This is a genomic window from Actinacidiphila epipremni (assembly GCF_012034175.1).
Taxonomy (GTDB): domain Bacteria; phylum Actinomycetota; class Actinomycetes; order Streptomycetales; family Streptomycetaceae; genus Actinacidiphila; species Actinacidiphila epipremni.
In genome coordinates, this window is sequence record NZ_JAATEJ010000044.1 from 1 (window position 1) to 25081 (window position 25081).

At 73.6% G+C, this 25081-nt stretch carries 22 protein-coding genes; 18 read left to right on the forward strand and 4 right to left on the reverse strand.

The features are described from left to right. Positions 1 to 351 precede the first annotated feature (351 nt). Entirely contained in the window at positions 352 to 753 is a 402-nt protein-coding gene (locus HCN08_RS33385) for a VOC family protein (protein WP_167987085.1), read from the forward strand. Here the strand turns inward: HCN08_RS33385 and HCN08_RS33390 are convergent. Further along, on the reverse strand, positions 750 to 1430 hold the full coding sequence (locus HCN08_RS33390; RefSeq protein ID WP_240970703.1) for a helix-turn-helix transcriptional regulator: 681 nt from the start codon (positions 1428 to 1430) through the stop codon (positions 750 to 752). The two genes, HCN08_RS33385 and HCN08_RS33390, sit on opposite strands and share 4 nt — an antisense overlap. Positions 1431 to 1478: 48 nt before the next feature. Further along, positions 1479 to 2759 (reverse strand): YihY/virulence factor BrkB family protein, encoded by a 1281-nt coding sequence (locus tag HCN08_RS33395; RefSeq protein WP_407648929.1) that lies wholly within the window; start codon positions 2757 to 2759, stop codon positions 1479 to 1481. 18 nt (positions 2760 to 2777) lie between these two features. Here HCN08_RS33395 and HCN08_RS33400 point away from each other — a divergent pair, with 18 nt between their 5' ends. The 17 genes from HCN08_RS33400 to HCN08_RS33480 all read left to right on the forward strand — a co-directional run bounded on the left by HCN08_RS33400 (position 2778) and on the right by HCN08_RS33480 (position 22724). Beyond that, the gene (locus HCN08_RS33400) at positions 2778 to 4412 is read left to right on the forward strand and encodes an acyl-CoA dehydrogenase family protein (protein WP_167987087.1); all 1635 of its coding nucleotides are present in this window, start codon (positions 2778 to 2780) and stop codon (positions 4410 to 4412) included. 410 nt (positions 4413 to 4822) lie between these two features. Further along, positions 4823 to 6106, forward strand: coding sequence for a GAF domain-containing protein (locus HCN08_RS33405; protein ID WP_407648930.1), 1284 nt, complete (start codon positions 4823 to 4825; stop codon positions 6104 to 6106). Between the two features lie 151 nt (positions 6107 to 6257). Continuing rightward, positions 6258 to 6341: a putative leader peptide gene (locus tag HCN08_RS36805; RefSeq protein ID WP_322899662.1), complete on the forward strand. Its 84-nt coding sequence runs from the start codon at positions 6258 to 6260 to the stop codon at positions 6339 to 6341. A 162-nt stretch (positions 6342 to 6503) separates the two neighbouring features. Then, complete coding sequence (locus HCN08_RS33410; RefSeq protein ID WP_167987088.1) at positions 6504 to 8225, forward strand: nitrite/sulfite reductase; 1722 nt, start codon at positions 6504 to 6506, stop codon at positions 8223 to 8225. Continuing rightward, on the forward strand, positions 8222 to 8401 hold the full coding sequence (locus tag HCN08_RS35935) for a hypothetical protein (RefSeq protein WP_167987089.1): 180 nt from the start codon (positions 8222 to 8224) through the stop codon (positions 8399 to 8401). The genes HCN08_RS33410 and HCN08_RS35935 overlap by 4 nt, the downstream gene beginning before the upstream one ends. Continuing rightward, positions 8398 to 9102 (forward strand): phosphoadenylyl-sulfate reductase, encoded by a 705-nt coding sequence (locus HCN08_RS33420; RefSeq protein WP_167987090.1) that lies wholly within the window; start codon positions 8398 to 8400, stop codon positions 9100 to 9102. The genes HCN08_RS35935 and HCN08_RS33420 overlap by 4 nt, the downstream gene beginning before the upstream one ends. Positions 9103 to 9167: 65 nt before the next feature. Next, positions 9168 to 9707, forward strand: a complete 540-nt coding sequence (cysC, locus tag HCN08_RS33425; protein WP_167987091.1) for an adenylyl-sulfate kinase — start codon at positions 9168 to 9170, stop codon at positions 9705 to 9707. Further along, the gene (cysD, locus tag HCN08_RS33430) at positions 9704 to 10639 is read left to right on the forward strand and encodes a sulfate adenylyltransferase subunit CysD (RefSeq protein WP_167987092.1); all 936 of its coding nucleotides are present in this window, start codon (positions 9704 to 9706) and stop codon (positions 10637 to 10639) included. Before cysC ends, cysD begins: the two co-directional genes overlap by 4 nt. Then, entirely contained in the window at positions 10639 to 11991 is a 1353-nt protein-coding gene (locus tag HCN08_RS33435; protein WP_167987093.1) for a sulfate adenylyltransferase subunit 1, read from the forward strand. Before cysD ends, HCN08_RS33435 begins: the two co-directional genes overlap by 1 nt. A gap of 315 nt (positions 11992 to 12306) precedes the next feature. Next, a complete protein-coding gene (locus tag HCN08_RS33445) occupies positions 12307 to 13398 on the forward strand; it encodes an aliphatic sulfonate ABC transporter substrate-binding protein (RefSeq protein WP_322974834.1) in 1092 nt (363 codons plus the stop codon). Positions 13399 to 13447: 49 nt separating this feature from the next. Next, positions 13448 to 14242 carry an ABC transporter ATP-binding protein gene (locus HCN08_RS33450; protein WP_167987096.1) on the forward strand — a complete coding sequence of 265 codons (795 nt, stop codon included), beginning with the start codon at positions 13448 to 13450 and terminating at the stop codon, positions 14240 to 14242. Continuing rightward, positions 14229 to 15209 (forward strand): ABC transporter permease, encoded by a 981-nt coding sequence (locus HCN08_RS33455; RefSeq protein ID WP_167987097.1) that lies wholly within the window; start codon positions 14229 to 14231, stop codon positions 15207 to 15209. The genes HCN08_RS33450 and HCN08_RS33455 overlap by 14 nt, the downstream gene beginning before the upstream one ends. Continuing rightward, positions 15206 to 15979 carry a sirohydrochlorin chelatase gene (locus HCN08_RS33460; RefSeq protein ID WP_407648931.1) on the forward strand — a complete coding sequence of 258 codons (774 nt, stop codon included), beginning with the start codon at positions 15206 to 15208 and terminating at the stop codon, positions 15977 to 15979. Before HCN08_RS33455 ends, HCN08_RS33460 begins: the two co-directional genes overlap by 4 nt. 282 nt (positions 15980 to 16261) lie before the next feature. Further along, positions 16262 to 18514 (forward strand): MMPL family transporter, encoded by a 2253-nt coding sequence (locus HCN08_RS33465; protein WP_206319561.1) that lies wholly within the window; start codon positions 16262 to 16264, stop codon positions 18512 to 18514. Positions 18515 to 18634: 120 nt separating this feature from the next. After that, on the forward strand, positions 18635 to 19666 hold the full coding sequence (locus tag HCN08_RS33470; RefSeq protein WP_167987098.1) for a sigma-70 family RNA polymerase sigma factor: 1032 nt from the start codon (positions 18635 to 18637) through the stop codon (positions 19664 to 19666). A 299-nt stretch (positions 19667 to 19965) separates the two neighbouring features. Next, positions 19966 to 20829: a phosphotransferase gene (locus tag HCN08_RS33475; RefSeq protein WP_167987099.1), complete on the forward strand. Its 864-nt coding sequence runs from the start codon at positions 19966 to 19968 to the stop codon at positions 20827 to 20829. Between the two features lie 410 nt (positions 20830 to 21239). Beyond that, complete coding sequence (locus HCN08_RS33480) at positions 21240 to 22724, forward strand: MFS transporter (RefSeq protein WP_167987100.1); 1485 nt, start codon at positions 21240 to 21242, stop codon at positions 22722 to 22724. A gap of 28 nt (positions 22725 to 22752) precedes the next feature. Here HCN08_RS33480 and HCN08_RS33485 read toward each other — a convergent pair whose 3' ends face one another. Together HCN08_RS33485 and HCN08_RS33490 are read right to left on the reverse strand one after the other, a co-directional pair. Beyond that, positions 22753 to 23457, reverse strand: a complete 705-nt coding sequence (locus HCN08_RS33485) for an exonuclease domain-containing protein (RefSeq protein ID WP_167987101.1) — start codon at positions 23455 to 23457, stop codon at positions 22753 to 22755. Between the two features lie 100 nt (positions 23458 to 23557). Beyond that, entirely contained in the window at positions 23558 to 24799 is a 1242-nt protein-coding gene (locus HCN08_RS33490; RefSeq protein ID WP_322974835.1) for an SAV2148 family HEPN domain-containing protein, read from the reverse strand. Positions 24800 to 25081 lie beyond the last annotated feature (282 nt).

Below are 25081 nucleotides of genomic sequence, written 5' to 3' on the forward strand. Positions count from 1 at the left end.
CGCGACGGGGCAGAGTTCGGCGAACGGGACTCGGTTGCAGATCTGGTCGTGCACGGGTGCCTCGAACCAGAGCTGGACGCTGCCTTCCGCCTAGCGGCGACTGAGGGGCTGCCACTTGCTGTCGCACGGCGGCTTCCCCGCCGCTGTGGCTGGTCGCGCAGTTCCCCGCGCCCCTGGTTTGCCGGCCAGCGGCGCGGAAGTAACCCGCGCGCCTGGATTGCCGGCCGGGGCGGGAGGAATGAGGTTCGGCCCAGAGACGGCGCCGTCGCGGAGGGATGGGTGCGCATTCGCGGCGGCGTCTGGCCGTTTCGTTCAAGAACGGGGGCGGGGCGGGGTCCTAGCGTGGCGGGCATGAACGTATTGCACGTAACACCGCGATTCGACCTCATCGGGCTGGTCGTCGCCGACATGGCCGCGTCGCTCGCCTTCTACCGGCGGTTGGGGCTCGACGTGCCCGAGGGGGCGGAGCGGGAGCCGCATGTGGAGGTGGTCCTCAAGGGCGGGCTGCGGCTCGCGTGGGACACCGTGGAGACCGTCCGCTCGTTCGATCCGCGCTGGGCGCCCGCGCAGGGCAGCCGGGTGGGGCTGGCCTTCGACTGCGGGACCCCGCAAGGGGTGGACGTGGTGTGGGAGGAGCTGACCGGCGCCGGGTACGAGGGGCACCTCAAGCCGTTCGACGCGTTCTGGGGGCAGCGGTACGCCACCCTGCACGACCCGGACGGCAACGCCGTCGAGCTTTTCGCGACCGTCTAGAGCAGCTCCCGCAGCGGTACGCCCGCCAGCGCCCGGACCTCGCGCGAGAGGTGCGGCTGGTCGGCGTACCCGGCGTCGGCGGCGACCCGGGCGAGCGGTGTGCCGGCGCGCGCGAGGGCGAGGGCGTGCTGGAGGCGCAGCACCCGGCGCAGCGTGCGCGGCCCGTAGCCGAAGGCGGCCTCGCAGCGGCGGCGCAACTGCCGCTCCCCGAGCCCGCACCCGGCGGCGATGCCGGCGACGGTGTGCCCGGCGGCCAGGCCCGCGGTGACGGCGGCGGGGAGCGGGTCGGCGGGCCCGGCGCCGCGGAGCCGGGCGGCGGCCCAGCTCTCCAGCGCCGCCGTGGGCCCGGCGTCGGCGCGGGCGGCGAGGTGGCGGGCCCGGGCGGCGGGCCACAGGTCGGCGAGCGGCACCCGGCGGTCGCGCACTTCGTGCGCGGGCGCCCCGAACAGCGCGGGTGCGACGCCGGGCGCGAAGCGCAGCCCCGCGTAGCTGCTGCCGGGCCGGTCGGTGACGACGTACGCCGCGGTGTCGGGCCCGGCGACCATGAGCTCGCCGTCGTGCCAGATGAGGTCCATGCAGCCGTCGGGCAGGACGCGGTAGGGCGTGCCGCCGCCGCCCGTCCGCGTCCACAGGGTCGTGCCGGGCACCACGCCCGGCCGCTCCCGATACCCGCCCATGCCCTCCATCATGCCCCGGCAGGCGGGCTCATGCCCCGGCGTACGGGCTCAGCGGTGGTCGCGCTCGTCCCAGCCGCCCTGCTGCGGCGGGAAGGGCGGGAGCTGCTGCTGCGGGGGCGGGGCCGGCGGGTAGCCGGCGGGCGGCGGAGGGACGGCCGGCGGGTGCAGGGGGCGCGGGGGGCGGGGCGGGGTGAGGAAGGTGGGCGGCGCGGTCTTGGGGCGGCGGGCGCGCAGCCGGGAGCGGAAGTCGCGGTGCGGCAGGACGTCGACCCAGCGCTCGGGGTATTCGGCGGGCGGGTCGTCGTCGTCCCCGGCGGCTGCGGCCTGGCGGGCGCGGCGGGCGGCGGCGCGGGCGACGACCTCGGCGGCGGCGGCCTCCTTGCGGCGGTCGTTCTCCTCGCGGGCGGCGGCGGTGGCCAGCGACGGCCACACCCGGTCGACGGCGGCGTTGACGGCGGCGCCGACCAGGACGGCGAAGGCGCTCACGCCGATCCACAGCAGGACGGCCACCGGCGCGGCGAGCGAGCCGTAGATCGTCGGGCCCTCGACGGCGTGGCCGATGTAGATGCGCAGCACGAAACTCCCCACGCCCCACATGAGCAGCGCCACGAGCGCGCCGGGGACGTCCTCGTACCACGGGGAGCGGACGGGGACGGAGACGTGGTAGAGGGTGGTGAGGAAGGCCACCGAGGCGATCAGCACGAACGGCCAGTAGAGGATGTGGACGGTGCCGATGCCGCCGGGGAGTATGTCGTCGACGGCGTCCGGGCCGACGGCGACCAGCGGCAGCACCGCGGCGCCGAGGACGAGCGCGACGACGTAGAGGACGAGGGACATCAGGCGGGTCTTGACGATGCCGCGGCGGCCTTCGAGGCCGTACATGATGGTGATGGTGTCGACGAAGACGTTGACGGCGCGGGAGCCGGACCACAGGGCGATGAGGAAGCCGAGCGAGATCAGGTCCGGGCGGCGGCCGTGGAAGACGTCGTCCACCAGCGGTTTGACGAGGTCGTTGACGCCCTTGTCGGACAGGACCGCACCGGACGCGCTGAGGATGTTGTGACGTATGTGGTCGATGGTGTCGAGGCCGACCACGGTGTCGACGTAGCCGAGCGCGCCGACCAGCCCGAGCAGCAGCGGCGGCAGCGAGAGCAGCACGAAGAACGCCGCCTCGGCGGCGAGCCCGGTGACCCGGTATTCCATGCAGGAGTCGATGGTGTCCTTGAGCAGCAGCCAGCCGACCTTCCGCTTGGAGACGTTGCGGTAGAGCACCCGGGCCCGGCGCCAGCGGCTCGGACGCCGGTGGCTTCTTTCTTCAGCTGCTTGCACGCCCTTACGTTAGCTGGCATGACTGCCGCCACTCACACGGTCACGAACCAGGTCCCGCCCCTGGTCGGCCATGACGTCTACCGCACCGACACCGCGCTGACCGAGGCGGTGGCCCGCCATGCGGACCCCGCCCGGCTGCCGGAGGTCACCGAGGAGCTGTCCCGGCTCGGCGAGGCCGCCGGTTCCGCTCAGGCGCAGCGCTGGGCGGAGGAGGCCAACACCTACTCCCCCGTGCTGCGCACCCACGACCGGTACGGCAACCGGATCGACGAGGTCGAGTTCCACCCGTCCTGGCACCGGCTGCTCGGGCACGCGGTGACCTCGGGCCTGACCGACGCGTGGTCGCGGCCCGACGGGCATCTGCGGCGGGCGGCCGGCTTCCTGGTGTGGTCGCAGGTCGAGGCCGGGCACGGCTGCCCGGTGTCGATGACGCACGCCGCGGTGCCGGCGCTGCGGGCCGACCCGGTGCTGGCCGCGGAGTGGGAGCCGCGGCTGGGCGCGCACTCGTACGATCCGCGGCTGGTGCCGGGCGGGGAGAAGGGCAGCGCGCTGTTCGGCATGGGGATGACGGAGAAGCAGGGCGGCTCGGACGTGCGGGCCAACACCACGCGTGCGGTGCCGCTGTCGGAGGAGGGCACGTACGCGCTCACCGGGCACAAGTGGTTCTGCTCGGCGCCGATGTCCGACGGCTTCCTGGTGCTGGCGCAGGCGCCTGGGGGGCTGACGTGCTTCCTGCTGCCGCGGGTGCTGCCGGACGGGACGCGGAACGTCTTCGCGATCCAGCGGCTGAAGGACAAGCTCGGCAACCGCTCCAACGCCTCCGCGGAGGTCGAGTTCCGCGACACGTGGGCGCGGCGGGTCGGTGAGGAGGGCCGCGGGGTCGCGACGATCATCGGGATGGTCGCCGCGACCCGGCTGGACTGCGCGCTGGGCTCGGCGGCGCTGATGCGGCAGGCGGTGGCGCAGGCCGTGCACCACGCGACGTACCGGCACGCGTTCGGCGGGCCGCTGATCGGCAAGCCGCTGATGCGCAATGTGCTGGCCGATCTCGCGCTGGAGTCGGAGGCCGCGACGGCGACGACGCTGCGGCTGGCGGCGGCGTACGACGCGGGCAGCGAGCAGGAGACGCATCTGCGGCGGCTGGCGGTCGCGGTGACGAAGTTCTGGGTCACCAAGCGCTGCCCGGTCGTCGCGGCGGAGGCGCTGGAGTGCCTGGGCGGCAACGGCTACGTGGAGGAGTCCGGGATGCCGCGGATCTTCCGGGAGTCGCCGCTGAATTCGGTCTGGGAGGGCTCGGGCAATGTGCAGGCGCTGGACGTGCTGCGGGTGCTGGGGCGCGAGCCGCTGGCGGTCGAGGCGTTCCTGACCGAGGTGGGCCTGGCCCGCGGCGCCGACCACCGCCTGGACGCTGCGGTGAAGGACCTGCTCTCGGAGCTCGGCGACCTGGAGGGCGTCGAGGCCCGCGCCCGCCGCGTCGTCGAGCGCATGGCGCTGGTCCTCCAGGGCTCCCTGCTCGTCCGCCACGCACCCCCCGCGGTCGCCGACGCCTTCTGCGCCTCCCGCCTCGCCGCCGACTGGGGCACCACCTTCGGCACCCTCCCCTCCCCCCTCGACCTCACCCCAATCCTCGACCGCGCAACCCCGGCGGCGTAAGGGAGCGCCTCCAGCCGGCCGGGCCAAAGGGCGCGCTGCCACAGGCGCCAACACCTCACGGAGCCCGGTGCGCCTCTGTAGCCGGCGAGCCAAAGGGGGCGCCGGTGTCGAAAGGGAGAACGCGCGGAGGTCGTGAGGAACGAGCGACCGAGCACGATCGACCGTCGACACCGGATAGAAGCCCCCGGAGGCGAGCCGGCGGCAAAAAAGGGGAGGTGGTGCCGCGCCGACTCGGCACCACCTCCGGAGGATGACGCGGCGTCACTGTCCGCCCGCGGCGGCTCGCGGCGCAACCGTTGCACCCCGTTGCACGCCCGCCTCGCCCGTTGGGGCAAAGCCCGGCGGGCGGACCTGTGGCCGGGCACCATGGGATCGGCGAGCTGCGGTTTCACCGGCAGGACGGAGGCGGCGTGGCGGACCTACCGATCGGCTACAGGCGGCTGGACGGAACGGACCTGCGGATGTCCCCGCATCTGCTCGCCTCGGTGCGGGCGGCTGCCCTGGCCGGGGAGGTGCCGCCGGAGGCGCCGCGTGCGGTGATCGGGGCGTCGTGGGCGCGGGCGCTCGGGCACGGGGTGGATCCGGACGTCGGGCGGCACGCCAAGCTGCTGGCGGCGGAGGAGATCGAGCACCGGCGGCGCGGCAGCGCGCTGGGCGAGGTCATGCCGGTGCTGGCGGAGGGGCTGGTCTCGGTCGCGGACGCGGCCTGGCACATCATGGTCGTCTCGGACGCCGAGGGCCGGCTGCTGTGGCGGGACGGGGCGCCGGCGGTGCGCAGGAGCGCGGACCGGCTGGGCTTCGCCGAGGGCGCCTCGTGGTCGGAGGAGGCGGTGGGCACCAACGCGATCGGCACCGCGCTGGTCACCCGCAGGCCGTTGCAGGTGCATTCGGCCGAGCACTTCGTGCGTACCCACCACGGCTGGACGTGCGCCGCGGCCCCGCTGCACGACCCGCGCGACGGGCGGCTGCTGGGCGTGGTGGACGTCAGCGGCCCGGCGTCGACGGTGCATCCGGCGACGCTGTCGCTGGTGTCGGCGGTGGCGCGGGTCGCCGAGGGCGAGCTGCGCAGCCGGCACTGGGCGGCGGTGGAGCGGCTGCGGTCGCTGGCGGTGCCGCTGCTGGCGGGTATCGGCGGGCAGGCGCTGGTGGTGGACCGCAACGGCTGGACGGCGGCGGCGGCCGGTGTCGCGCCAGCCGAGCGGGTGGCGCTGCCGGCGTCGGCGGCGGCGGGTCCCGCGTGGCTGCCGGCGCTGGGGACGTGCGTGCTGGAGCCGCTGCCGGGCGGCTGGCTGATCCGGCTGGGCGCCGGGGACCGCGCGCCGGAGGCGACCCGGGTGGTGGTGGACGTCAGCGGGCGGGCCGGGTGGTCGGTGACGGTGTCGGGCCCGGCGGGCGGCTGGTCGCACCAGCTGAGCCCGCGGCACGCGGAGCTGCTGTTCGTGCTGGCGGTGCACCGCGAGGGGCGCAGCGCGGCGGAGCTGGCCGGCGACCTGTTCGGCGACCCGAGCCGTACGGTGACGGTGCGGGCGGAGATGTCGCGGCTGCGGCGGACGCTGGCCGGGGTGCTGGCGCACCGCCCGTACCGCTTCGCCGAGGAGGTCGAGGTGGAGCTGGTACGGCCGCGTCGCGCGCTGGACCTGCTGCCGCACTCGGTGGCCCCGGCGGTGCTGGCGCGCCGCATTCCGGAGAGCTGAGCCCTTTCGTACGGCCGCGGCGCGGGCGGGGGGAGCGGCCACACCTGCGGCGTACGTGACGCATGACACAGTTTACCACATACTGAGATAAACAAGTCCACATACTGGATAGCGGTGGACTCGCCCGAGACGCGCATGCCACGCTTCCGTCATGTCACGCACCGGAATCGCCTTGGTAGGTCGGCCGCACGTCGACTTCTGCCGCGTTTCCAGCGCGATCTGTCCGGCGGGCTGACAGCACAGCTGCATCGCTCCGCCATCCCCGTCGTCGTGGATGCACCGGGAGTCTCCCTGCGTCTACGGCCGGGCCGTACCACCGCTCTGCGTTTCCCCAGGCCATAGGGTACTTCCGCGCCGTAAACGACCGTATTCGAGCCTGCCAGAAGGACGCATCGCCATGGCATCCAGCCCCGACACCCCGCAGCCGCCGGCCGGGACGCCCAGGACCGCCGCCGCGGCACGCCGCAAGACGACCCGGCACCGCGGTGAAGGCCAGTGGGCCAAGGGCCACTTCACGCCGCTCAACGCCAACGAGCAGACGAAGAAGGACGACGACGGTCTCAACGTGCGGACACGTATTGAGACGATCTACGCCAAGGCCGGCTTCGACTCCATCGACGGCGCCGACCTGCGCGGCCGTATGCGGTGGTGGGGCCTGTACACGCAGCGCCGCCCGGGGATCGACGGCGGGCGCACCGCCATCCTGGAGCCGGAGGAGCTGGACGACCGCTACTTCATGATGCGGGTGCGGATCGACGGCGGCCGGCTGAGCGTGCCGCAACTGCGGGTGATCGGCGAGATCTCCCAGGAGTTCGCCCGCGGCACCGCCGACATCACCGACCGGCAGAACGTGCAGTACCACTGGATCCGCATCGAGGACGTGCCCGAGATCTGGCGCCGGCTGGAGGAGGTGGGCCTGTCCACCACCGAGGCGTGCGGCGACACCCCGCGCACCATCCTCGGCTCGCCGGTGGCCGGGATCGCCGAGGACGAGATCATCGACGGCACGCCGGCGATCGAGGCGATCAAGACCCGCTACATCGGCAGCAAGGAGTTCTCCAACCTGCCGCGCAAGTTCAAGACCGCGATCTCCGGGTCGCGGCTGCTGGACGTGGTGCACGAGATCAACGACGTGTCGTTCGTCGGCGTCGAGCACCCCGAGCACGGCCCCGGCTTTGACCTGTGGGTCGGCGGCGCGCTGTCCACCAACCCGCGGCTGGGCGAACGGCTCGGCGCCTGGGTGCCGTTGGACGAGGTGCCCGAGGTGTGGGCCGGCGTGGTGGGCATCTTCCGCGACTACGGCTACCGGCGGCTGCGCTCCCGCGCCCGGCTGAAGTTCCTGCTGGCCGACTGGGGCCCGGAGAAGTTCCGCCAGGTGCTGGAGGAGGAGTACCTGCACCGCCCGCTCGTCGACGGCCCGGCGCCCGAACTGCCCACGCAGGTCTGGCGCGACCACATCGGGGTGCACAAGCAGCAGGACGGCCGCTTCTACGTCGGCTTCGCCCCGCGGGTCGGCCGGATCGACGGCACGACGCTGATCCGCATCGCCGAACTGGCCGGCCACCACGGCTCGGACCGGGTGCGTACCACCACCGACCAGAAGATGCTGATCCTCGACATCGAGGAGTCGCAGGTCGAGTCGCTGATCTCGGGCCTGAAGTCGCTGGACCTCCAGGTGCACCCCTCGCCCTTCCGACGCGGCACGATGGCCTGCACCGGCATCGAGTTCTGCAAGCTGGCGATCGTCGAGACCAAGGGGCGCGGCGCCGCGCTGATCGACGAACTGGAGCGCAGGCTCCCGGACTTCGACCAGCCGGTCAACATCAACATCAACGGCTGCCCCAACTCCTGCGCCCGTATCCAGACCGCCGACATCGGCCTGAAGGGCCAGCTGGTGACCGGCCCGGACGGGCAGCAGACGGAGGGCTTCCAGGTGCACCTGGGCGGCAGCCTAGGCCTGACCCCGGGCTTCGGCCGCAAGGTGCGCGGCCTGAAGGTCACCGCGGACGAGCTCCCGGACTACGTCGAGCGGGTGCTCACCCGCTTCGAGGCCGAACGCGAGGACGGCGAGCGCTTCGCCCAGTGGGCGGCGCGGGCCTCGGAAGAGGCGCTGTCGTGAGCGAGCGAGCCGCCCCGTTCTACTGCCCCTACTGCGGCGACGAGGACCTGCGGCCTTCGGAGGAGCGGCACGGCGCGTGGGAATGCCACGCGTGCGCACGCGCATTCCAGTTGTCGTTCCTCGGGCTGCTGGCGCGCCGGCCGGCTCCCGGTTCCCCGCAGGGAGGCGACGCATGACCACCGCACCGTATACGACCCAGGAGCTGGAGCGGCTCGCCGGGCAGGCCGGCCGCGACCTGGAGGACGCCCCGGCGCTCGACGTGCTGCGCTGGGCCGCCGAGACGTTCGGCCCGCGCTTCTGCGTGACGTCGTCGATGGAGGACGCCGTCGTGGCGCACCTGGCCTCGCGCGCGATGCCGGGTGTGGACGTGGTCTTCCTCGACACCGGCTACCACTTCCCCGAGACCATCGGGACCCGGGACGCGGTGGCCGCGGTGATGGACGTGAACGTCCTCACCGTCACGCCGCGGCAGACCGTCGCCGAGCAGGACGCGCAGTACGGCCCGCGGCTGCACGACCGCGACCCCGACCTGTGCTGCGCGCTGCGCAAGGTCGCCCCGCTGGAGCAGGCGCTCGCCGGCTACGACGCGTGGGCGACCGGCCTGCGCCGCGACGAGTCGCCGACCCGGGCGAACACCCCGGTCGTCGGCTGGGACCCCAAGCGCCGCAAGGTCAAGGTCGCCCCGATCGCCCGCTGGACGCTGGCGGACGTGCAGTCCTACGTCACCGAGCACGGGGTGCTCACCAACCCGCTGCTGATGGACGGTTACGCCTCCGTCGGCTGCGCGCCCTGCACCCGCCGGGTGCTGGAGGGCGAGGACGCCCGCGCCGGACGCTGGGCGGGGCTCGGCAAGACCGAGTGCGGGATCCACCTGTGAGCACGCAAGGCACGCACGAGACGACACCCACCACGACCCGGGCGACTCACGAGAAGGAGACCCCCATGACCGGCGGCGCCACCGTATGGCTCACCGGCCTCCCGAGCGCCGGGAAGACCACCATCGCCCGGGCGCTGGCCGACCGGCTGCGGGCCGGGGGCCGGCGTACCGAGGTGCTGGACGGCGACGAGATCCGCGAGTTCCTGTCCGCGGGGCTCGGCTTCACCCGCGAGGACCGGCACACCAATGTGCAGCGCATCGGCTTCGTCGCCGAACTGCTCGCCTCGCACGGGGTGCTGGTGCTGGTGCCGGTCATCGCGCCCTACGCCGACAGCCGCGAGGCGGTGCGCAAGCGCCACCAGGCCAAGGGCACCGGCTACGTCGAGGTGCACGTGGCCACACCGGTCGACGTGTGCTCGGTGCGGGACGTCAAGGGCCTCTACGCACGGCAGGCCGCGGGCGAACTGACCGGCCTGACCGGGGTGGACGACCCCTACGAGGTGCCGGAGACCCCCGACCTGCGGATCGAGACGCAAGGGAGCACCGTCGAGGAGTCCGCCGCAGCGGTCCACGCGCTGCTTGCCGAGAGGGGCCTGACCATATGAGCACGACCACCACGCACACCGAGCACCTGGACAGCCCGTACGCGCTGACCCACCTGGACGCCCTGGAGTCGGAGGCCGTGCACATCTTCCGCGAGGTGGCGGGGGAGTTCGAGCGGCCGGTGATCCTCTTCTCGGGCGGCAAGGACTCCATCGTCATGCTGCACCTGGCGCTCAAGGCGTTCGCGCCCGCGCCGGTGCCGTTCTCGCTGCTGCACGTCGACACCGGGCACAACTTCCCCGAGGTGCTGGACTTCCGCGACCGTACCGTCGCCCGGCACTCGCTGCGGCTGTACGTCGCCAAGGTGCAGGACTACATCGACAGCGGGCAGTTGCGCGAGCGCCCCGACGGCACCCGCAACCCGCTGCAGACGGTGCCGCTGACCGAGGCCATCGCCTCGCACAAGTTCGACGCGGTCTTCGGCGGCGGGCGGCGCGACGAGGAGAAGGCCCGCGCCAAGGAGCGGGTGTTCTCGCTGCGCGACGAGTTCTCCCAGTGGGACCCGCGCCGGCAGCGCCCCGAGCTGTGGCAGCTCTACAACGGCCGGCACGCGCCGGGCGAGCACGTACGGGTCTTCCCGCTGTCGAACTGGACCGAGCTGGACGTGTGGCAGTACATCGCCCGCGAGCACATCGCGCTGCCGGAGATCTACTTCGCGCACGAGCGCGAGGTGTTCCAGCGGGGCGGCATGTGGCTGACCGCCGGCGAGTGGGGCGGCCCCAAGGACGGCGAGCCGGTGGAGACCCGGCTGGTGCGCTACCGCACCGTCGGCGACATGTCCTGCACCGGCGCCGTGGACTCCGACGCGACCACGCTGGACGCGGTGATCACCGAGATCGCCGCGTCCCGGCTGACCGAACGAGGTGCCACCCGCGCCGACGACAAGATGTCGGAGGCGGCCATGGAGGACCGCAAGCGCGAGGGGTACTTCTGATGACGACGTCCGCCAGCCCGCTGACCGCCGAGCAGCTCTCGGCCACGACCCTGCTGCGGTTCGCCACCGCCGGTTCCGTCGACGACGGCAAGTCCACCCTGGTGGGCCGGCTGCTGCACGACTCCAAGTCGGTGCTCAGCGACCAGTTGGAGGCCGTCGAGCGCGCCTCGCTGGGCCGCGGCCAGGAGGCGCCCGACCTCGCGCTGCTCACCGACGGCCTGCGCGCCGAGCGCGAGCAGGGCATCACGATCGACGTGGCCTACCGCTACTTCGCCACCGCCAACCGCCGGTTCATCCTCGCCGACACCCCCGGCCATGTGCAGTACACCCGCAACATGGTGACCGGCGCCTCGACGGCGCAGCTGGCCGTGGTGCTGGTGGACGCGCGCAACGGGGTCGTGGAGCAGACCCGCCGGCACGCCGCGGTCGCCGCGCTGCTGCGGGTGCCGCATGTGGTGCTCGCGGTCAACAAGATGGACCTGGTCGACTACGCCGAGCCCGTCTTCGCCGCGATCGCCGAGGAGTTCACCGCGTACGCGGCCTCGCTCGGCGTCCCGGAGATCACCGCGATCCCGATCTCGGCGCTGGCCGGCGACAACGTGGTGGAGCCGTCGGCGAACATGGACTGGTACGGCGGCCCGACGGTGCTGGAGCACCTGGAGACGGTGCCGGTCAGCCATGACCTGACCGGCTGCCCGGCGCGTTTCCCGGTGCAGTACGTGATCCGGCCGCAGACCGCCGAGCACCCCGACTACCGCGGCTACGCGGGCCAGATCGCCTCGGGCATGCTGCGGGTGGGCGAGCCGGTCACCGTGCTGCCCTCGGGCCGTACCACCACCGTCTCCGGTATCGACGCGCTGGGCGTGGCCGTGGACACCGCGTGGGCGCCGCAGTCGGTGACCGTGCGGCTGGCCGACGACCTGGACGTCTCGCGCGGCGACATGATCGCCCCGTCGGACGCGCTGCCGCCCGTCACGCAGGACGTCCACGCGACGGTGTGCCATCTGCACGAGCGTCCGCTGCGGGTCGGCGAGCGAGTGCTGCTCAAGCACGGCACCCGGACGGTCAAGGCCGTCGTCAAGGCGCTGCCGTACCGTATCGACCTCTCGCACGGGCTCGCGCACGACAACGACCCGGCGGCGCTTGAGGTCAACGACATCGGCGCGGTGCGGCTGCGCACCGCCGAGCCGCTGCCGATCGACGCGTACGCCGAGTCGCGGCTGACCGGTGCCTTTCTGCTGATCGACCCCGCGGACGGGACGACGCTGACCGCCGGCATGGCGGGCGAGGCGTTCGCGGAGCCCCCGTCGGCCGCCGGTGGCGCGGCCGAGGACGAGGGATGGGACTTCTGACCATGGCTCAGGAAGCTTTCTCGGGATTCGCGAAGGAGGGCGGGCGCGTCGGCAGCGGCTCGCTCGGCTCGGGTACGGGCGGGGTCGCGCGATGTGTGCGCTGACCCGCACCACGGCGGACCACGGCACTGCCGCGGCCGTCGCCGTACGCCCTGTGCGCGCCTGGCGCGCCCCGATGCACCGCCTTCGAAGACCTGACGAACTTCCGGCCGCGCCACCGCGCGCGACACGCCGGGCCTTACGAGAGGACACACACCTGTGTCTGCGCACGACCGTCCCGCGTCCCGTACCACCCCGCGCCACAGACTCGTCGCCGTGGCCGCCGCCCTGCCGCTGCTCTTCGGCGCGCTGACCGCCTGCGGCTACGGCTCCGACGACACGTCGGACGACAGCAGCTCGCCGGCCGCCGCCGCGTCGGCCGGGACCACCACCGCCGGCAAGCTCTCCGCCGACGAGGTGAAGATCGGCTACTTCCCGAACCTGACGCACGCCACCGCGCTGGTCGGGCTCAAGGAGGGCTTCTTCGCGCAGGAGCTGGGCGCCACCAAGATCAAGGAAGCCACCTTCAACGCCGGCCCCGCCGAGATCGAGGCGCTCAACGCCGGCTCGATCGACATCGGCTGGATCGGCCCCTCCCCCGCGATCAACGGCTACACCAAGTCCAAGGGCACCAGCCTGAAGATCATCGCCGGCTCGGCGTCCGGCGGCGTGAAGCTGGTGGTCAACCCCGACAAGATCAAGACGCTCGCGGACGTCAAGGGCAAGAAGATCGCCACCCCGCAGCTCGGCAACACCCAGGACGTGGCGCTGCTGAACTGGATCAAGTCGCAGGGCTGGAAGGTCGACGCGCAGAGCGGCAAGGGCGATGTGTCGGTGGTGCGCACCGACAACAAGATCACCCCGGACGCGTACAAGAACGGCTCCATCGACGGTGCGTGGGTGCCGGAACCCACCGCGTCGAAGCTGGTCAGCGAGGGTGCCAAGGTGCTGCTCGACGAGAGCGACCTGTGGCCGAACAAGCAGTTCGTGATCACCAACGTGATCGTGTCGCAGAAGTTCCTCAAGGAGCACCCGGACGTCGTCGAGGCGGTGCTGCGCGGCTCGGTGAAGACCAACGCGTGGATCAAGGCCAACTCCGACAAGGCGAAGGCCGATGCGAACGCCGAGCTGGAGAAGCTGACGCAGAAGGCGCTGCCGGCCGACATCCTCGACCCGGCGTGGGCCTCGATCCAGGTGCTGGACGACCCGCTGGCCGCGACCGCGAAGGCCGAGGCCGACCACGCGGTGTCCGCGGGCCTGCTGGACGCCCCGCAGCTCAACGGCATCTACGACCTGGCGCCGCTCAACAAGGTGCTGACCGCCGCCGGGCAGCCGACCGTGGACGCGGCCGGCCTCGGCACGCAGTGACGGACCGTCGAACCGCGTGACAACCGAACCGAGAACCCCAGGAGGTGACATGGCCGACACGCTCACCAGTGCCGCGGCGCAGGCCGTGGACAGCGCCGCCCACGCGGCCCGGCTCGACCATGTGTCGAAGGCGTTCGGCGGGCCCGGTGGCCGCCAGCTCGTGCTGGACGACATCACGCTCGATGTGGCTCCGGGCGAGTTCGTGTGCCTCCTGGGCGCCTCGGGCTGCGGCAAGTCGACGCTGCTGAACCTGGTCGCGGGACTGGACAAGCCGTCCGCCGGGAGCATCACGACTCCCGGCGGCCGGCCGGCCCTGATGTTCCAGGAGCACGCGCTCTTCCCGTGGCTGACGGCGGGCAAGAACATCGAGCTGACGCTGCGGCTGCGCGGCATGCCGCGCGACCGGCGGCGCGGCGAGGCCGAGCGGCTGCTGTCGCTGGTGCGGCTCGGCGGCGCGTACGGCAAGCGGGTGCACGAGCTGTCCGGAGGTATGCGGCAGCGGGTGGCGCTGGCCAGGGCGCTGGCGCAGGACAGCCAGCTGCTGCTGATGGACGAGCCGTTCGCGGCGCTGGACGCGATCACCCGGGATGTGCTGCACGACGAGCTGACCCGTATCTGGTCCGAGACGGACCTGTCGGTGCTGTTCGTGACGCACAACGTACGGGAGGCGGTGCGGCTGGCCCAGCGGGTCGTGCTGCTGTCCTCGCGGCCGGGCCGGATCAACCGCGAGTGGCGGATCGACATCCCGCAGCCGCGGCGGATCGAGGACGCGGCCGTGGCGGACCTGTCCGTCGAGATCACCGAGGAACTGCGTGGGGAGATCCGCCGCCATGGCCAGCACTGAGACCGACCCGACGCCCGGACCGGGCGCACCGGACGCGGGTGACGGGACGCCGCAGCAGGCCGCGGGGCCGGTCCTGGACAAGGCCGCGGACCGGCCGGCGCCGGCCGGGAACGACCTGTCGGGCCTGGAGGCGGGCCTGGACGCGCTGGACGCCGTCACGATCCGGCGGGCGTCGGTCGGGCAGGTGCTGCTGAAGAAGGTGCTGCCGCCGGTCACCGCGATCGTGCTGGTGCTGGTGGTGTGGCAGCTGGCGGTGTGGGGCAAGGTCGCCGATCCGACGAAGCTGCCGAGCCCGTCGGAGGTCGGCAGCGAGCTGGCCGACCGGTGGCGGGCCGGCGACCTGTTCTCCATCATCTGGACGAGCCTGTCGCGCGGCCTGCTGGGCTTCCTCGCCGCGCTCGCCATCGGCACCCCGCTGGGGCTGCTGGTGGCGCGGGTGCCGTTCGTCCGGGCGGCGATCGGGCCGATCCTGTCCGGGCTGCAGTCGCTGCCGTCGGTGGCGTGGGTGCCGGCCGCGGTGATCTGGCTGGGCATCGAGGACTCCGCGATGTACGCGGTGATCCTGCTGGGCGCCGTGCCGTCGATCGCCAACGGCCTGGTGGCCGGCATCGACCAGGTCCCGCCGCTGTATCTGCGGGCCGGCCGCACCATCGGCGCGACCGGCCTGCGCGGCGCCTGGTACATCCTGCTGCCGGCCGCGCTGCCGGGGTATGTGGCGGGCCTGAAGCAGGGCTGGGCGTTCTCCTGGCGGTCGCTGATGGCCGCCGAGCTGATCGCGTCCTCGCCCGACCTCGGGGTCGGTCTCGGGCGCTATCTGGAGAACATGCGGGAGGGCTCCGACATGGCAGGCGTCTTCCTCGGCATCCTGCTGATCCTGGTCGTCGGTATCGCCATCGACCTGCTGATCTTCAGCCCGCTGGAGCGCTGGGTGCTGCGCTCGCGCGGACTGACCGCCCGGAGCCAGTGACGGTGCGCCCGGGCCCCGGCACGCCGCCGCTGCTCGTCATCGCGCACGGCTCGCGCGACCCGCGGCACGCCGCGACCGTGCACGCCCTGACGCGGCGGGTGGCGGCGGCGCGGCCGGGGCTCCGGGTGGACACCGCCTTCCTCGACTTCAACGCGCCGTCGGTGCCGCAGGCCGTGAGCCGGCTGGCGGCCGACGGGGTCCGGGACGCGGTGGCGCTGCCGCTGCTGCTCACCCGGGCCTTCCACGCCAAGACCGACATCCCCGCGGTGCTGCGCGAGGCCACGGCGGCGCTGCCGTCGCTGCGGCTGCACACCGCGGACGTGCTCGGGCCCTCGCCGCTGCTGACCGCCGCCCTGGAGCGGCGGCTGCGCGAGGCGGGGCTGGCACCTGCGGACCGCGGCTCGACCGGTGTGGTGCTGGCGAGCGCGGGCTCCACCGATCCGGAGGCGGGCGCGGTGATCGCAGCCGTCGCGCGGGAGTGGCGGCACACCGGTTGGTGCGCCGTGCGGCCCGCGTTCGCCTCCGCCGCCCTGCCGCGTACCGAGGACGCGGTGCGGGCGCTGCGCGCCGAGGGGGCGCGGCGGATCGCCGTCGCGCCGTATGTCATCGCGCCCGGCTTCCTGCCCGACCGGATCGCCCGCGGCGCCCGCGAGGCCGGCGCCGATGTGCTCGCCGGTGTGCTGGGGGCCGCCCCGGAGCTCGCCGCGCTGCTGCTGCGCCGCTACGAGCAGGCGCTGCGGCCGGCCGCCGCCCGGCTGCTGACGGCCTGACAGCCGGCCTCGTCCCCGCTTCCGCCGCCCCGGCCTGGGGCTTTCCGGGCTGCCCCGACCGTATGCGTGTAAGGGACAGCCACGTGTTCTTGGTGGGGTTGTCCCCACCCTCAAGGGGGAGAAGGCCCGCCCGGAAGTCACCGGCAGGCCGGATGGGTGGGGGGCCCGCAGGCCCGTAGCGTCCTTGGTGGACAGCGCGGCACACCCGCCGCCACCGCAGGACGGACCTACGAACCTGACAAGGGGGACACCGTGAGTCGCGCACGCGCACACGGCAGCAGGATGGGAGTGGCGGCGGCCATGGGCGCCTGGAGCGCCCGGCACCGCTGGGCGGCGGTGGGCGCCTGGCTGCTGCTGGTGGTCGTCGCGGTCTTCGCCGGGCAGGCGGCCGGCCGGGTCGACGTCGACGAGGACCGCTCGATGCCGGGCGAGGTCAACCAGGCCGCCACGATCAACGACGACGCGGGGCTGAAGGCGCCCGCGGGCGAGATGGTGCTCGTCCAGGGCAAGGGCTCGGTCAAGGCGACCGACCCGGCCTTCCGCTCGGTGGTCGGCGAGGTGATGGACGCGGTCAAGGGCACCGGCAAGGTCACCGCGGTCACCTCCCCGTACGACACCAAGGCGATCTCCGCCGACGGGCGTTCGGTGCTGGTGCGGTTCGACATGCTCGGCGACGAGAAGACCGCGGGCGACCGGGTCGCGCCGGTGATGGACGCGGTCGAGAAGGTGCAGGCCGAGCACAAGGACCTGCGGGTGGAGGAGTTCGGCGACGCGAGCGCGGAGAAGGTGCTGGACGACGCCTTCGGCAGCGACTTCAAGACGGCCGAGTATTCGGCGGTGCCGCTGGCGCTGGGCATCCTGCTGATCGCGTTCGGCGCGCTGGTGGCCGCGCTGCTGCCGGTGGTGCTGGCGATGACGGCCTTCGTCGCGGCGGGCGGGGTGGTGGCGCTGGTGAGCCACTCGGTGCCGATGAGCGACACCGCCAACTCGGTGATGCTGCTGGTGGGCCTGGCCGTCGGTGTCGACTACTGCCTGTTCTACCTGCGCCGGGAGCGCGAGGAGCGGGCCGCAGGGCACGACCGGGAGACCGCGCTGAAGATCGCCGCGGCGACGTCCGGACGGGCGGTGCTGATCTCCGGCATCACCGTGATCGTGGCCATGGCGGGCATGCTCTTCACCGGTATCGGCGACTTCAAGGCGATGGGTGTGGCCACGATGATCGTGGTCGCGATCGCGATGGTCGGCTCGGTCACGGTGCTGCCGGCGCTGCTGTCGCTGCTGGGCCACCGGGTGGAGAAGGGCCGCATCCCGTTCCTGAACCGCCGGGCGCGCCGGGAGGGTGCCGCAGGGCACCGTCCCGCGGCGCCGAGCAGCAGCCGGGTGTGGCGGACCGTGCTGGGGCCGGTGCTGCGGCACCCCAAGGCCGCGACCGTCATCGCCGGCGGCGCCCTGATCGCGCTCGCGCTGCCCGCGTTCGGCATGAAGACCGCGAACCTGTCGATGCAGCAGGAGCTGGGCGACGGACTGCCGGTCATCCAGACCTACGAGCACATCAACGCCGCTTTCCCGGGCGGTCCCGACCCGGCCCATGTGGTGGTCAAGGCCGCCGACATCGACGCGCCCGCGGTCGAGAAGGCCATCGCCGGCTTCCAGGCCGAGGCGGTCTCCTCCGGCGCCAGCAAGGGCCCGGTGACGGTCACCGTGCACAGCGCGCAGAACATCGCCCGTATCGACGTCCCGCTGGAGGGCGGCGCCGACCGCGCCAAGGCCGAGGCGGACGTGAAGCTGCTGCGCGAGCACGTACGGCCCGGCACGCTCGGCAAGGTCGCCGGCCTCCAGGCGCCGATCACCGGTGAGACGGCCGGCTCGATGGACTTCACCCACAAGATCACCAGCAGTGTGCCGCCGGTCTTCGCCTTCGTGACCGTCTTCGCCTTCCTGCTGATGCTGCTGTCCTTCCGCTCGCTGACCATCGCGGTCACCTCGATCGCGCTGAACCTGCTGTCGGTGGGCGCCGCGTACGGCATCCTCACCGCGGTCTTCCAGCACGGCTGGGGCGCCTCGCTGGTGGGGGCGCACGGCACCGGCGCGGTGGTGGCCTGGCTGCCGCTGTTCCTCTTCGTAATCCTGTTCGGGCTGAGCATGGACTACCACGTCTTCGTGGTCTCCCGGATCCGCGAGGCCCGGATGCGCGGCCTGTCCACCAAGGGCGCGATCGAGCACGGCATCACCACGACCGCGGGCGTCGTCACCAGCGCCGCGGTGATCATGGTCGCGGTGTTCGCGATCTTCGGCACGCTGTCGATGCAGAGCATGAAGCAGATGGGCGTGGGCCTGGCCTTCGCGGTGCTGATCGACGCCACCGTCATCCGCGGGGTGCTGCTGCCGGCGGTGATGACGCTGCTGGGCGACCGCAACTGGTACCTGCCGCGCTGGATGCACCGGCTGCCCGACCTCACGCACGACGAGTCGGCCCTCCCGCAGCCGCCGGCCGCCGCCCCGGCCCCGGTCCCGCAGCTCACCGACCGCTTCTGACCGCTTCCGAGCACTTCCGAGCGCTTCTGACCAGGGCGTACGCCCCTGGCGGTAGCCCGCGGCGCCCCCGTACCGGTTCGGTACGGGGGCGCTGTCGGTGGTCGCGGTTACGGTGGAGGCATGACCGTACGGGAGAGCAGCAGCGGCGCGGCGGCGGCACCGCAGGCGCCGGGCGCCGAGGAGGTCGAGCGCGGCCTGGAGCGGCACCGGGTGGAGCTGACCGGCTACTGCTACCGGATGCTCGGCTCCGCCTTCGAGGCGGAGGACGCGGTGCAGGAGACGCTGGTACGCGCCTGGCGGGGCGCCGACCGCTTCGAGGGCCGCTCCTCGCTGCGCTCGTGGCTGTACCGCATCGCGACCAACGTGTGCCTGGACAGCCTCGACGCGGGAAAGCGCCGGGCCCGCCCGATGGACCTGTCGCCCGCCTCGCGGGCCGACGCGGTGCTGCCCGACCCGACGTCGGAGGGCATGTGGGTGGAGCCGGCGCCGGACGGCCGGGTGGTGCCCGAGGGCGGCGACCCGGCGGATGTGGTGGTGGGCCGGGAGTCGGTGCGGCTGGCCTTCGTCGCCGCGCTCCAGCACCTGCCGCCGCGGCAGCGGGCGGTGCTGATCCTGCGCGATGTGCTGGCGTGGAAGGCCAGCGAGGCCGCGGAGCTGCTGGGGACGAGCGTGCCGTCGGTCAACAGCGCCCTCCAGCGCGCCCGGGCCACCCTCGCCGAGGCGGGCGCGTCGGCGGAGCAGACGGCGGGCGGGTCGGGGCTGGACGAGCAGCACGAGGCGCTGCTGGAGCGGTATGTCGACGCCTTCGAGCGCTACGACCTGCACGCCCTGACGACGCTGCTGCACGAGGACGCGGTGCTCAACATGCCGCCGTTCCCGATGTGGGTGCGGGGCCACGACGACATACGGGACTTCATGGCGACGGTGGGCGCCGGCTGCGCGGGCTCGCGGATGGTGCCGGTCGCGGCGAGCGGGCTGCCGGGGTACGCGCAGTACCGGCCGGCGCCGGGGGGCGGCTACCGGGCTTTCGCGCTGCAGGTCATAGAGGTCGAGGGCGGGCGGATCCGCACGATGAGCTCGTATCACGACGCCGACCGGCTCTTCCCGCTCTTCGGCCTCCCGCTGGACCTGCCGGCGGAGTCGGCCGGCTGAGGAGCCGCTCCGGGTCCGGGGGCCGGGGGCCGGGGGCCCGGGCAGCGCTCGGGGCGGGTGCTGCGGGGCGGGTGGCGTCCGGCCGGGCGCGGGCACTGGTCCGGACCAGCGCGGGTCGCCGATTCGGTGCCGGGCGGGCCGGGGACGTATTCTCGGCGGTTCGGCCGCAAAGCGTTGCTGCGTGCGGGCGGGGCAGTGGGAGACTGGCCCTGGTCCGTTCATCCGGGCGATGACGGCGGCATATGTCGGATCGGTGGGGCGCGCGGGGCCCCGCCGGGCGGAGTGGGGAGGGTCGGGGCATGCCGGAACCGGCGTTCACGCGGGAGCGGGCACAGGCGGTGCTGGACGCCGCCGGGCATCCCGAGGCCGAGCTGATCTCCTTCGGGGAGAACGCGGTCTTCGCCGCCGGGCGGCTGGTGATCAAGGTCGGCCGGGGCGCCGACCTGCTGGACCGGGCCCGCCGCGAGGTGCGCACCGCGGACTGGCTGGCCAAGCACGACGTGCCCGCGGTGCGCTCGGCGGAGTCCGAGGTGCGGCTGGTCGAGGGCCACCCCGTCACGTACTGGCAGCGGCTTCCGGAGTCGCTGCGGCCCGCCGAGCCGGCCGACGTCGCCCCGCTGCTGCGGCTGGTGCACGCGCTGCCCGAGCCGGACTTCGGGTTGCCGCCGCGCGATCTGCTGGGCGGCGTCGAGCGCTGGCTGCGGCTGGCCGGGGACGCGATCGACCCGGCGGACGCCGCCTTCCTGCGGGCCCGCCGGGACCGGCTGGCCGCGGCGGTCGGCGATCTGGTGCCGCATCTGCCGCGCGGGCCGATCCACGGGGACGCGCTGCCCCGCAATGTGCACATCGGCCCTGACGGGCCGGTCCTGGTCGACCTGGAGACCTTCTCCTCCGACCTGCGCGAGCACGACCTGGTCGTCCAGGTCCTGGACCGCGACCGCTACGGCGTCTCACCGGCCGCCTACCGCGCGTTCACCGACGCGTACGGGTGGGACGTCGCCGAATGGGAGGGCTGCGAGGTGCTGCGCGGCGCCCGTGAAACCGCCGGCTGCGCGTGGGTCGCCCAGCACGCCGCCTCCAACCCCGCGGCCCGCATGGAGTTCCGCCGCCGCGTGGCCTCCCTCCGCGCCGGCGACCCCACGGTCCGCTGGTTCTCCTTCTAGCCGCCCCCGCCCCCACCCCGCAACAGCCCGCCCGCCGCCCGCGAGCCCGGGGCCGCCCGGCCCCGTGCCGCCACGCACCTCCCGCCGCCGGCAGCAGCCGGCATGCCTTGACCACGCGCAGCCCGTCGCAGGGCATCCTGTCGCGCGCTTCGGCCGCCCGCGGCCCGCCGCCGGAGGCGGGCGGCGCGCCTCCACCGCGTGCACTCCCGTCGCGGCCTGGGCCGCGTGCGGCCCGGAGCCGGGCGCGGGGTTCCGGGGCCGCCAGGCCCCGTTTCAACCGCGCCGGGCACGCATGCGCGGGGCGTGAGCAACTGCGGCGACGCACTCCTTTGATCCAACCCTTGCACCGGTGTCAGACTTAGCGGATGGACTCCACCCCGGGGGGCTCCGGGGCAGGGAAGGGATGTGGCATGTCCAAAACACTGGGCGCGGGGCAGGGCGCCACGCTTCTGCTGCTCACCAGCGTCGAGCTCGTGGTCTTCCTCGACTCGTCGGTGGTCAACCTCGCGCTGCCCAGCATCGGCAAGGCCCTCGCGCTCAGCGTGGCGACGCTGGTGTGGGTCAGCAGCGCCTACCAGGTGACCTTCGGCGGCTTCCAGTTAGGCGCGGGCCGCACCACGGACCGGCTGGGCCGGCGGCTGATGTTCCAGACCGGGCTCGCGGTCTTCACCGCCGCCTCACTGCTCGCCGGCGTGACCAACTCCGGCGGCGCGGTGATCGCCGCGCGGGCCGTGCAGGGCATCGGCGCAGCCATCCTGATCCCGGCCGAGCTCGCCCTGATCACCGCGGTCTTCACCGAGCCGGAGGCCTACCGGCGGGCGTTCGGGGTGTGGAGCGCGATGGGCGCGGTCGGCGCGGCGGCCGGTGTCGCGGTGGGCGGCGCGATCGTCTCCGCGCTCGGCTGGCGCTGGGTGTTCCTGATCAACGTGCCGATCGGCGTGCTCGGCCTGATGGTCAGCGGCCGGCTGCTGCCGCGCGACGGCATCGACCTGCGCGCGGTGAAGAGAAGCGAACTGGACCTGCCCGGCATGGTCACCGGCACGAGCAGCCTGCTGCTGCTGGTCTACGTCATCACCAAGGCCGCCGAGGGCTCGCTGGACACCCTGCACTGGGTGCTGGGCGGCGCCGCGGTCGTGCTGGGCGCGGCCTTCGTGCTGATCGAGCGTCAGGCCCAGGCACCCGTGCTGCCCTTCCGGCTGTTCTCGACCCGCAACATCACCGGCTCGTCGCTGGCGAACTTCCTGGTGGGCGCGGCGCACGTACCGGTCTTCGTGTTCCTGTCGCTGTACTTCCAGGAGGTCCACCACTACAGCGCCCTGAAGTCGGGCCTTGCGGTGCTGCCGATCGCGCTCGCCGGCATCCCGGTGGCGCGGCTGCTGATCCCGCGGGCGCTGAAGCTGCTCGGCCCCCGCAACGTGCTGGCCGCCGGCATGGCGCTGCTGACCGTCGCGCTGCTGCTGCTGTCGCGGATCCCGACGCACGCGGACTACGCGCCGGACTTCCTGCCCGCCGCCTTCGTCTTCGCCGTCGGCCTGCCCGCGTGCTTCGTCGGCTCGACGATGCCGGCGATGCGGGCCGCCCGGCCGAGCGAGACCGGTGTCGTCTCCGGCGTGGTGAACACCGCGCAGCGGCTCGGCGCCGGTATGGGCGTGGCGGTGCTCGCGGCGGTCGCCAACTCGCGCACCTCGCACCACCACGGCGGCACCGCCGCCGACGCGGTCAACGCCGGCTTCCACACCGCCTTCCTGGGCGCCGCGGGCCTCGCGGTGCTCGGCCTGCTGGTGGCGCTGCTGGTCATCCGCACCGTGCCGGAGCAGCCGCCGGCCGCACCCAAGGACGCCGAGCCCGCGGTGGCCGCGGCGGCCGAGGACGGCACGGCCACCGCGGCGGAGTAGGACGCGCCCACCGGGCGGCGCCCCCGGCTCAGGCAGCCGAGTGCAGGGGCCAGTCGCCCGGTATCGCGTCGGCCGCGCCGTTGCGGCGGCGCAGCCACGCCGTGAAGTCCTCGGCCCAGGCGGCGTACCAGCCGCTCTGCGCCCGGTGCAGCTCCCACAGGTCGGCGTCGGCGGCCTCCGGGAAGCGGGCGGCGAGCGCCCGGGCGACCCGTACGGCGGCCAGCGCGTCGGCCCCCGCGTCGTGCGCGTCCTCCAGCGTCACCCCGTAGACGGCGCAGGCGGCCTCCAGGGTGCGCTTGCCGCGCCGGTAGCGGTCCAGCGCCCGGTCGATGACGAGCGGGTCCACCACCGGGCCCGGCCGCCCGCCGGGCGCGGCCAGCGGCGGCAGCGCGTACCGCCGCAACTCCGCGTCCAGCAGCGTCAGGTCGAAGGGCGCGTTGTAGACGACCACCGGGACCTGCGCGGCCCAGTAGCCGCGCACCGCGTCGGCGACCTCGGCGGCGACCTCCGGCGCGGGCCGGCCCTCGGCGCGGGCGCGGGCGGTGCTCACCCCGTGGATGGCGGTGGCCTCCGCGGGTATCGGCACGCCCGGGTCGGCCAGCCACGCCCGGTGCCGCACCGGCTGACCGTCCTTCACCTCGGTGAGCGCCGCGGTGACGATACGCGCCTGCCGCGGGTCCGTCCCCGTGGTCTCCAGGTCGAAGCCGACCAGCAGATCCTCGTGCCATGCCATGGCGAAAGTCCCCTTCCCACCCCGTTGTCCCCCGATGCCCTGCCATCATCGCGTGCCCCACTGACACTCGCGCCGCCCGCGGGCGGCGTGCGGCGCGGGGTCAGGAGACCGGCCGGGCGTCGGCCCAGATGCCCTCGAACTCCTCGCGGTAGACCTCGAACAGCCCGCTCTCGGCGGGCCGGTCGTCGGCGACGACCCGGCGGTTGCCGCCGCGCAGCACCATCACCGGCACCTCCATGCCGCGGGCCCTGCGCAGGTAGGACTGCACGACGGCGAGCCCTCCCTCGCCGCCGTCGCCGTCGACGAGGTAGGCGGTGAAGCGCGGGGTCTCGTCGAAGACCTGGATCTCGAAGGCGCCGGGGTCGCGCAGCCGGGAGCGCACCCGGCGCATGTGCATGATGTTCATCTCCACCGAGCGGGCCATCTCGCCGCGCCCGAGCCCGAGTTCGCGCTCCCGGCGGCGCACCGCGCTGCTGGCGGGGTTGAGGAAGAGCAGCCGCACCCGGCAGCCGGCCTCGGCGAGCCGGATGAGCCGCCGCCCGGAGTAGTTCTGCACCAGCAGGTTGAGGCCGATGCCGACGGCGTCCAGCCGGCGGGCGCCGGCGAACAGGTCCTCGACGGGCAGTTGGCGCTGCAGCCGCACCCGGTCGGCGTAGACGCCGACGACGTCGGAGAAGCGGTCGGCGACCAGCTCCTCGACCGCGTCGACCGGCAGCCGCTGCGCCGCCCCGCGCGCGGGCCCCGCGCCCAGCAGCTCCAGCAGCCGCGAGCAGGCCCGTTCGGCCTGGTCCAGCACGGTGCGGGACAGGGCGCGGTTGCGGGAGACCACATGGCGGGCGACCTCCAGCTCGTCCAGGGCGAGTTCGAGGTCGCGGCGGTCGTCGAAGTAGGGCTCGAAGCAGGGCCAGTGCTGGACGACGAGCTCGCGCAGCTGCGGCAGGGTCAGGAAGCTCAGGACGTTGTCGTCGGCCGGGTCGAGCAGATAGCCCTTGCGGCGGCTCACCTCCCGTACCGCGACGGCCCGCTGGACCCATTCGTGGCCCGCGGGGCCGGCGGCGGCGACGACCCATTCCTCGCCGTGGACGGGCTCGTAGATGGGGCGCAGCACCGCGTTGACGACGGCCCGCAGCCGCTGCTCGACCAGGTTCAGCCAGACGTAGGCGCGGCCGGCCCGGCGGGCGCGGGTGCGTACCTCCGCCCAGGCGTCGGCGCCCCAGTCGATCTCCGCACCGATCTCCATGGGCTGGGCGAGGGTGACCGCGCCCGGGGTCCCCTCCGCAGTGGTGTCCTGCCGGTCACCCTGCTCACCGCCTCCCGGGAGCATCAGGCCTCCGGACGTCACCGCTTCACCGCCTCCCACCCCCCGTCCACGATCAAGGAAGGGTACTGCGGTGCGGGGGCCGTCGCAGCAGTATCGACCCTACTTGACTACTACCGGACAACCCCATCACTCGTACGGTCGCAGCCAGTTGTGGCTGTGTCACCCTCGGGTGGAAGTCGATGGGAGGATGACACCTCGTCAGCACCCGCAAAACTATCGGCAACCGTCGGCACCGCGGCCACGGGGTACAACGGTCCAGGTGGCCGGGCACACGGCCCGGTCGGGAACGGACAGGAACGGAAG

What these genes read in the sequence shown, in the direction of transcription:
- HCN08_RS33385 (WP_167987085.1), top strand. Translation starts at nt 352, where the DNA reads ATGAACGTATTGCACGTAACACCGCGATTCGACCTCATCGGGCTGGTC.
- HCN08_RS33390 (WP_240970703.1), bottom strand. Translation starts at nt 1,430, where the DNA reads ATGGGCGGGTATCGGGAGCGGCCGGGCGTGGTGCCCGGCACGACCCTG.
- HCN08_RS33400 (WP_167987087.1), top strand. Translation starts at nt 2,778, where the DNA reads ATGACTGCCGCCACTCACACGGTCACGAACCAGGTCCCGCCCCTGGTC.
- HCN08_RS36805 (WP_322899662.1), top strand. Translation starts at nt 6,258, where the DNA reads ATGTCACGCACCGGAATCGCCTTGGTAGGTCGGCCGCACGTCGACTTC.
- HCN08_RS33410 (WP_167987088.1), top strand. Translation starts at nt 6,504, where the DNA reads ATGGCATCCAGCCCCGACACCCCGCAGCCGCCGGCCGGGACGCCCAGG.
- HCN08_RS33420 (WP_167987090.1), top strand. Translation starts at nt 8,398, where the DNA reads ATGACCACCGCACCGTATACGACCCAGGAGCTGGAGCGGCTCGCCGGG.
- cysC (WP_167987091.1), top strand. Translation starts at nt 9,168, where the DNA reads ATGACCGGCGGCGCCACCGTATGGCTCACCGGCCTCCCGAGCGCCGGG.
- cysD (WP_167987092.1), top strand. Translation starts at nt 9,704, where the DNA reads ATGAGCACGACCACCACGCACACCGAGCACCTGGACAGCCCGTACGCG.
- HCN08_RS33435 (WP_167987093.1), top strand. Translation starts at nt 10,639, where the DNA reads ATGACGACGTCCGCCAGCCCGCTGACCGCCGAGCAGCTCTCGGCCACG.
- HCN08_RS33450 (WP_167987096.1), top strand. Translation starts at nt 13,448, where the DNA reads ATGGCCGACACGCTCACCAGTGCCGCGGCGCAGGCCGTGGACAGCGCC.
- HCN08_RS33455 (WP_167987097.1), top strand. Translation starts at nt 14,229, where the DNA reads ATGGCCAGCACTGAGACCGACCCGACGCCCGGACCGGGCGCACCGGAC.
- HCN08_RS33465 (WP_206319561.1), top strand. Translation starts at nt 16,262, where the DNA reads ATGGGAGTGGCGGCGGCCATGGGCGCCTGGAGCGCCCGGCACCGCTGG.
- HCN08_RS33470 (WP_167987098.1), top strand. Translation starts at nt 18,635, where the DNA reads ATGACCGTACGGGAGAGCAGCAGCGGCGCGGCGGCGGCACCGCAGGCG.
- HCN08_RS33475 (WP_167987099.1), top strand. Translation starts at nt 19,966, where the DNA reads ATGCCGGAACCGGCGTTCACGCGGGAGCGGGCACAGGCGGTGCTGGAC.
- HCN08_RS33480 (WP_167987100.1), top strand. Translation starts at nt 21,240, where the DNA reads ATGTCCAAAACACTGGGCGCGGGGCAGGGCGCCACGCTTCTGCTGCTC.
- HCN08_RS33485 (WP_167987101.1), bottom strand. Translation starts at nt 23,457, where the DNA reads ATGGCATGGCACGAGGATCTGCTGGTCGGCTTCGACCTGGAGACCACG.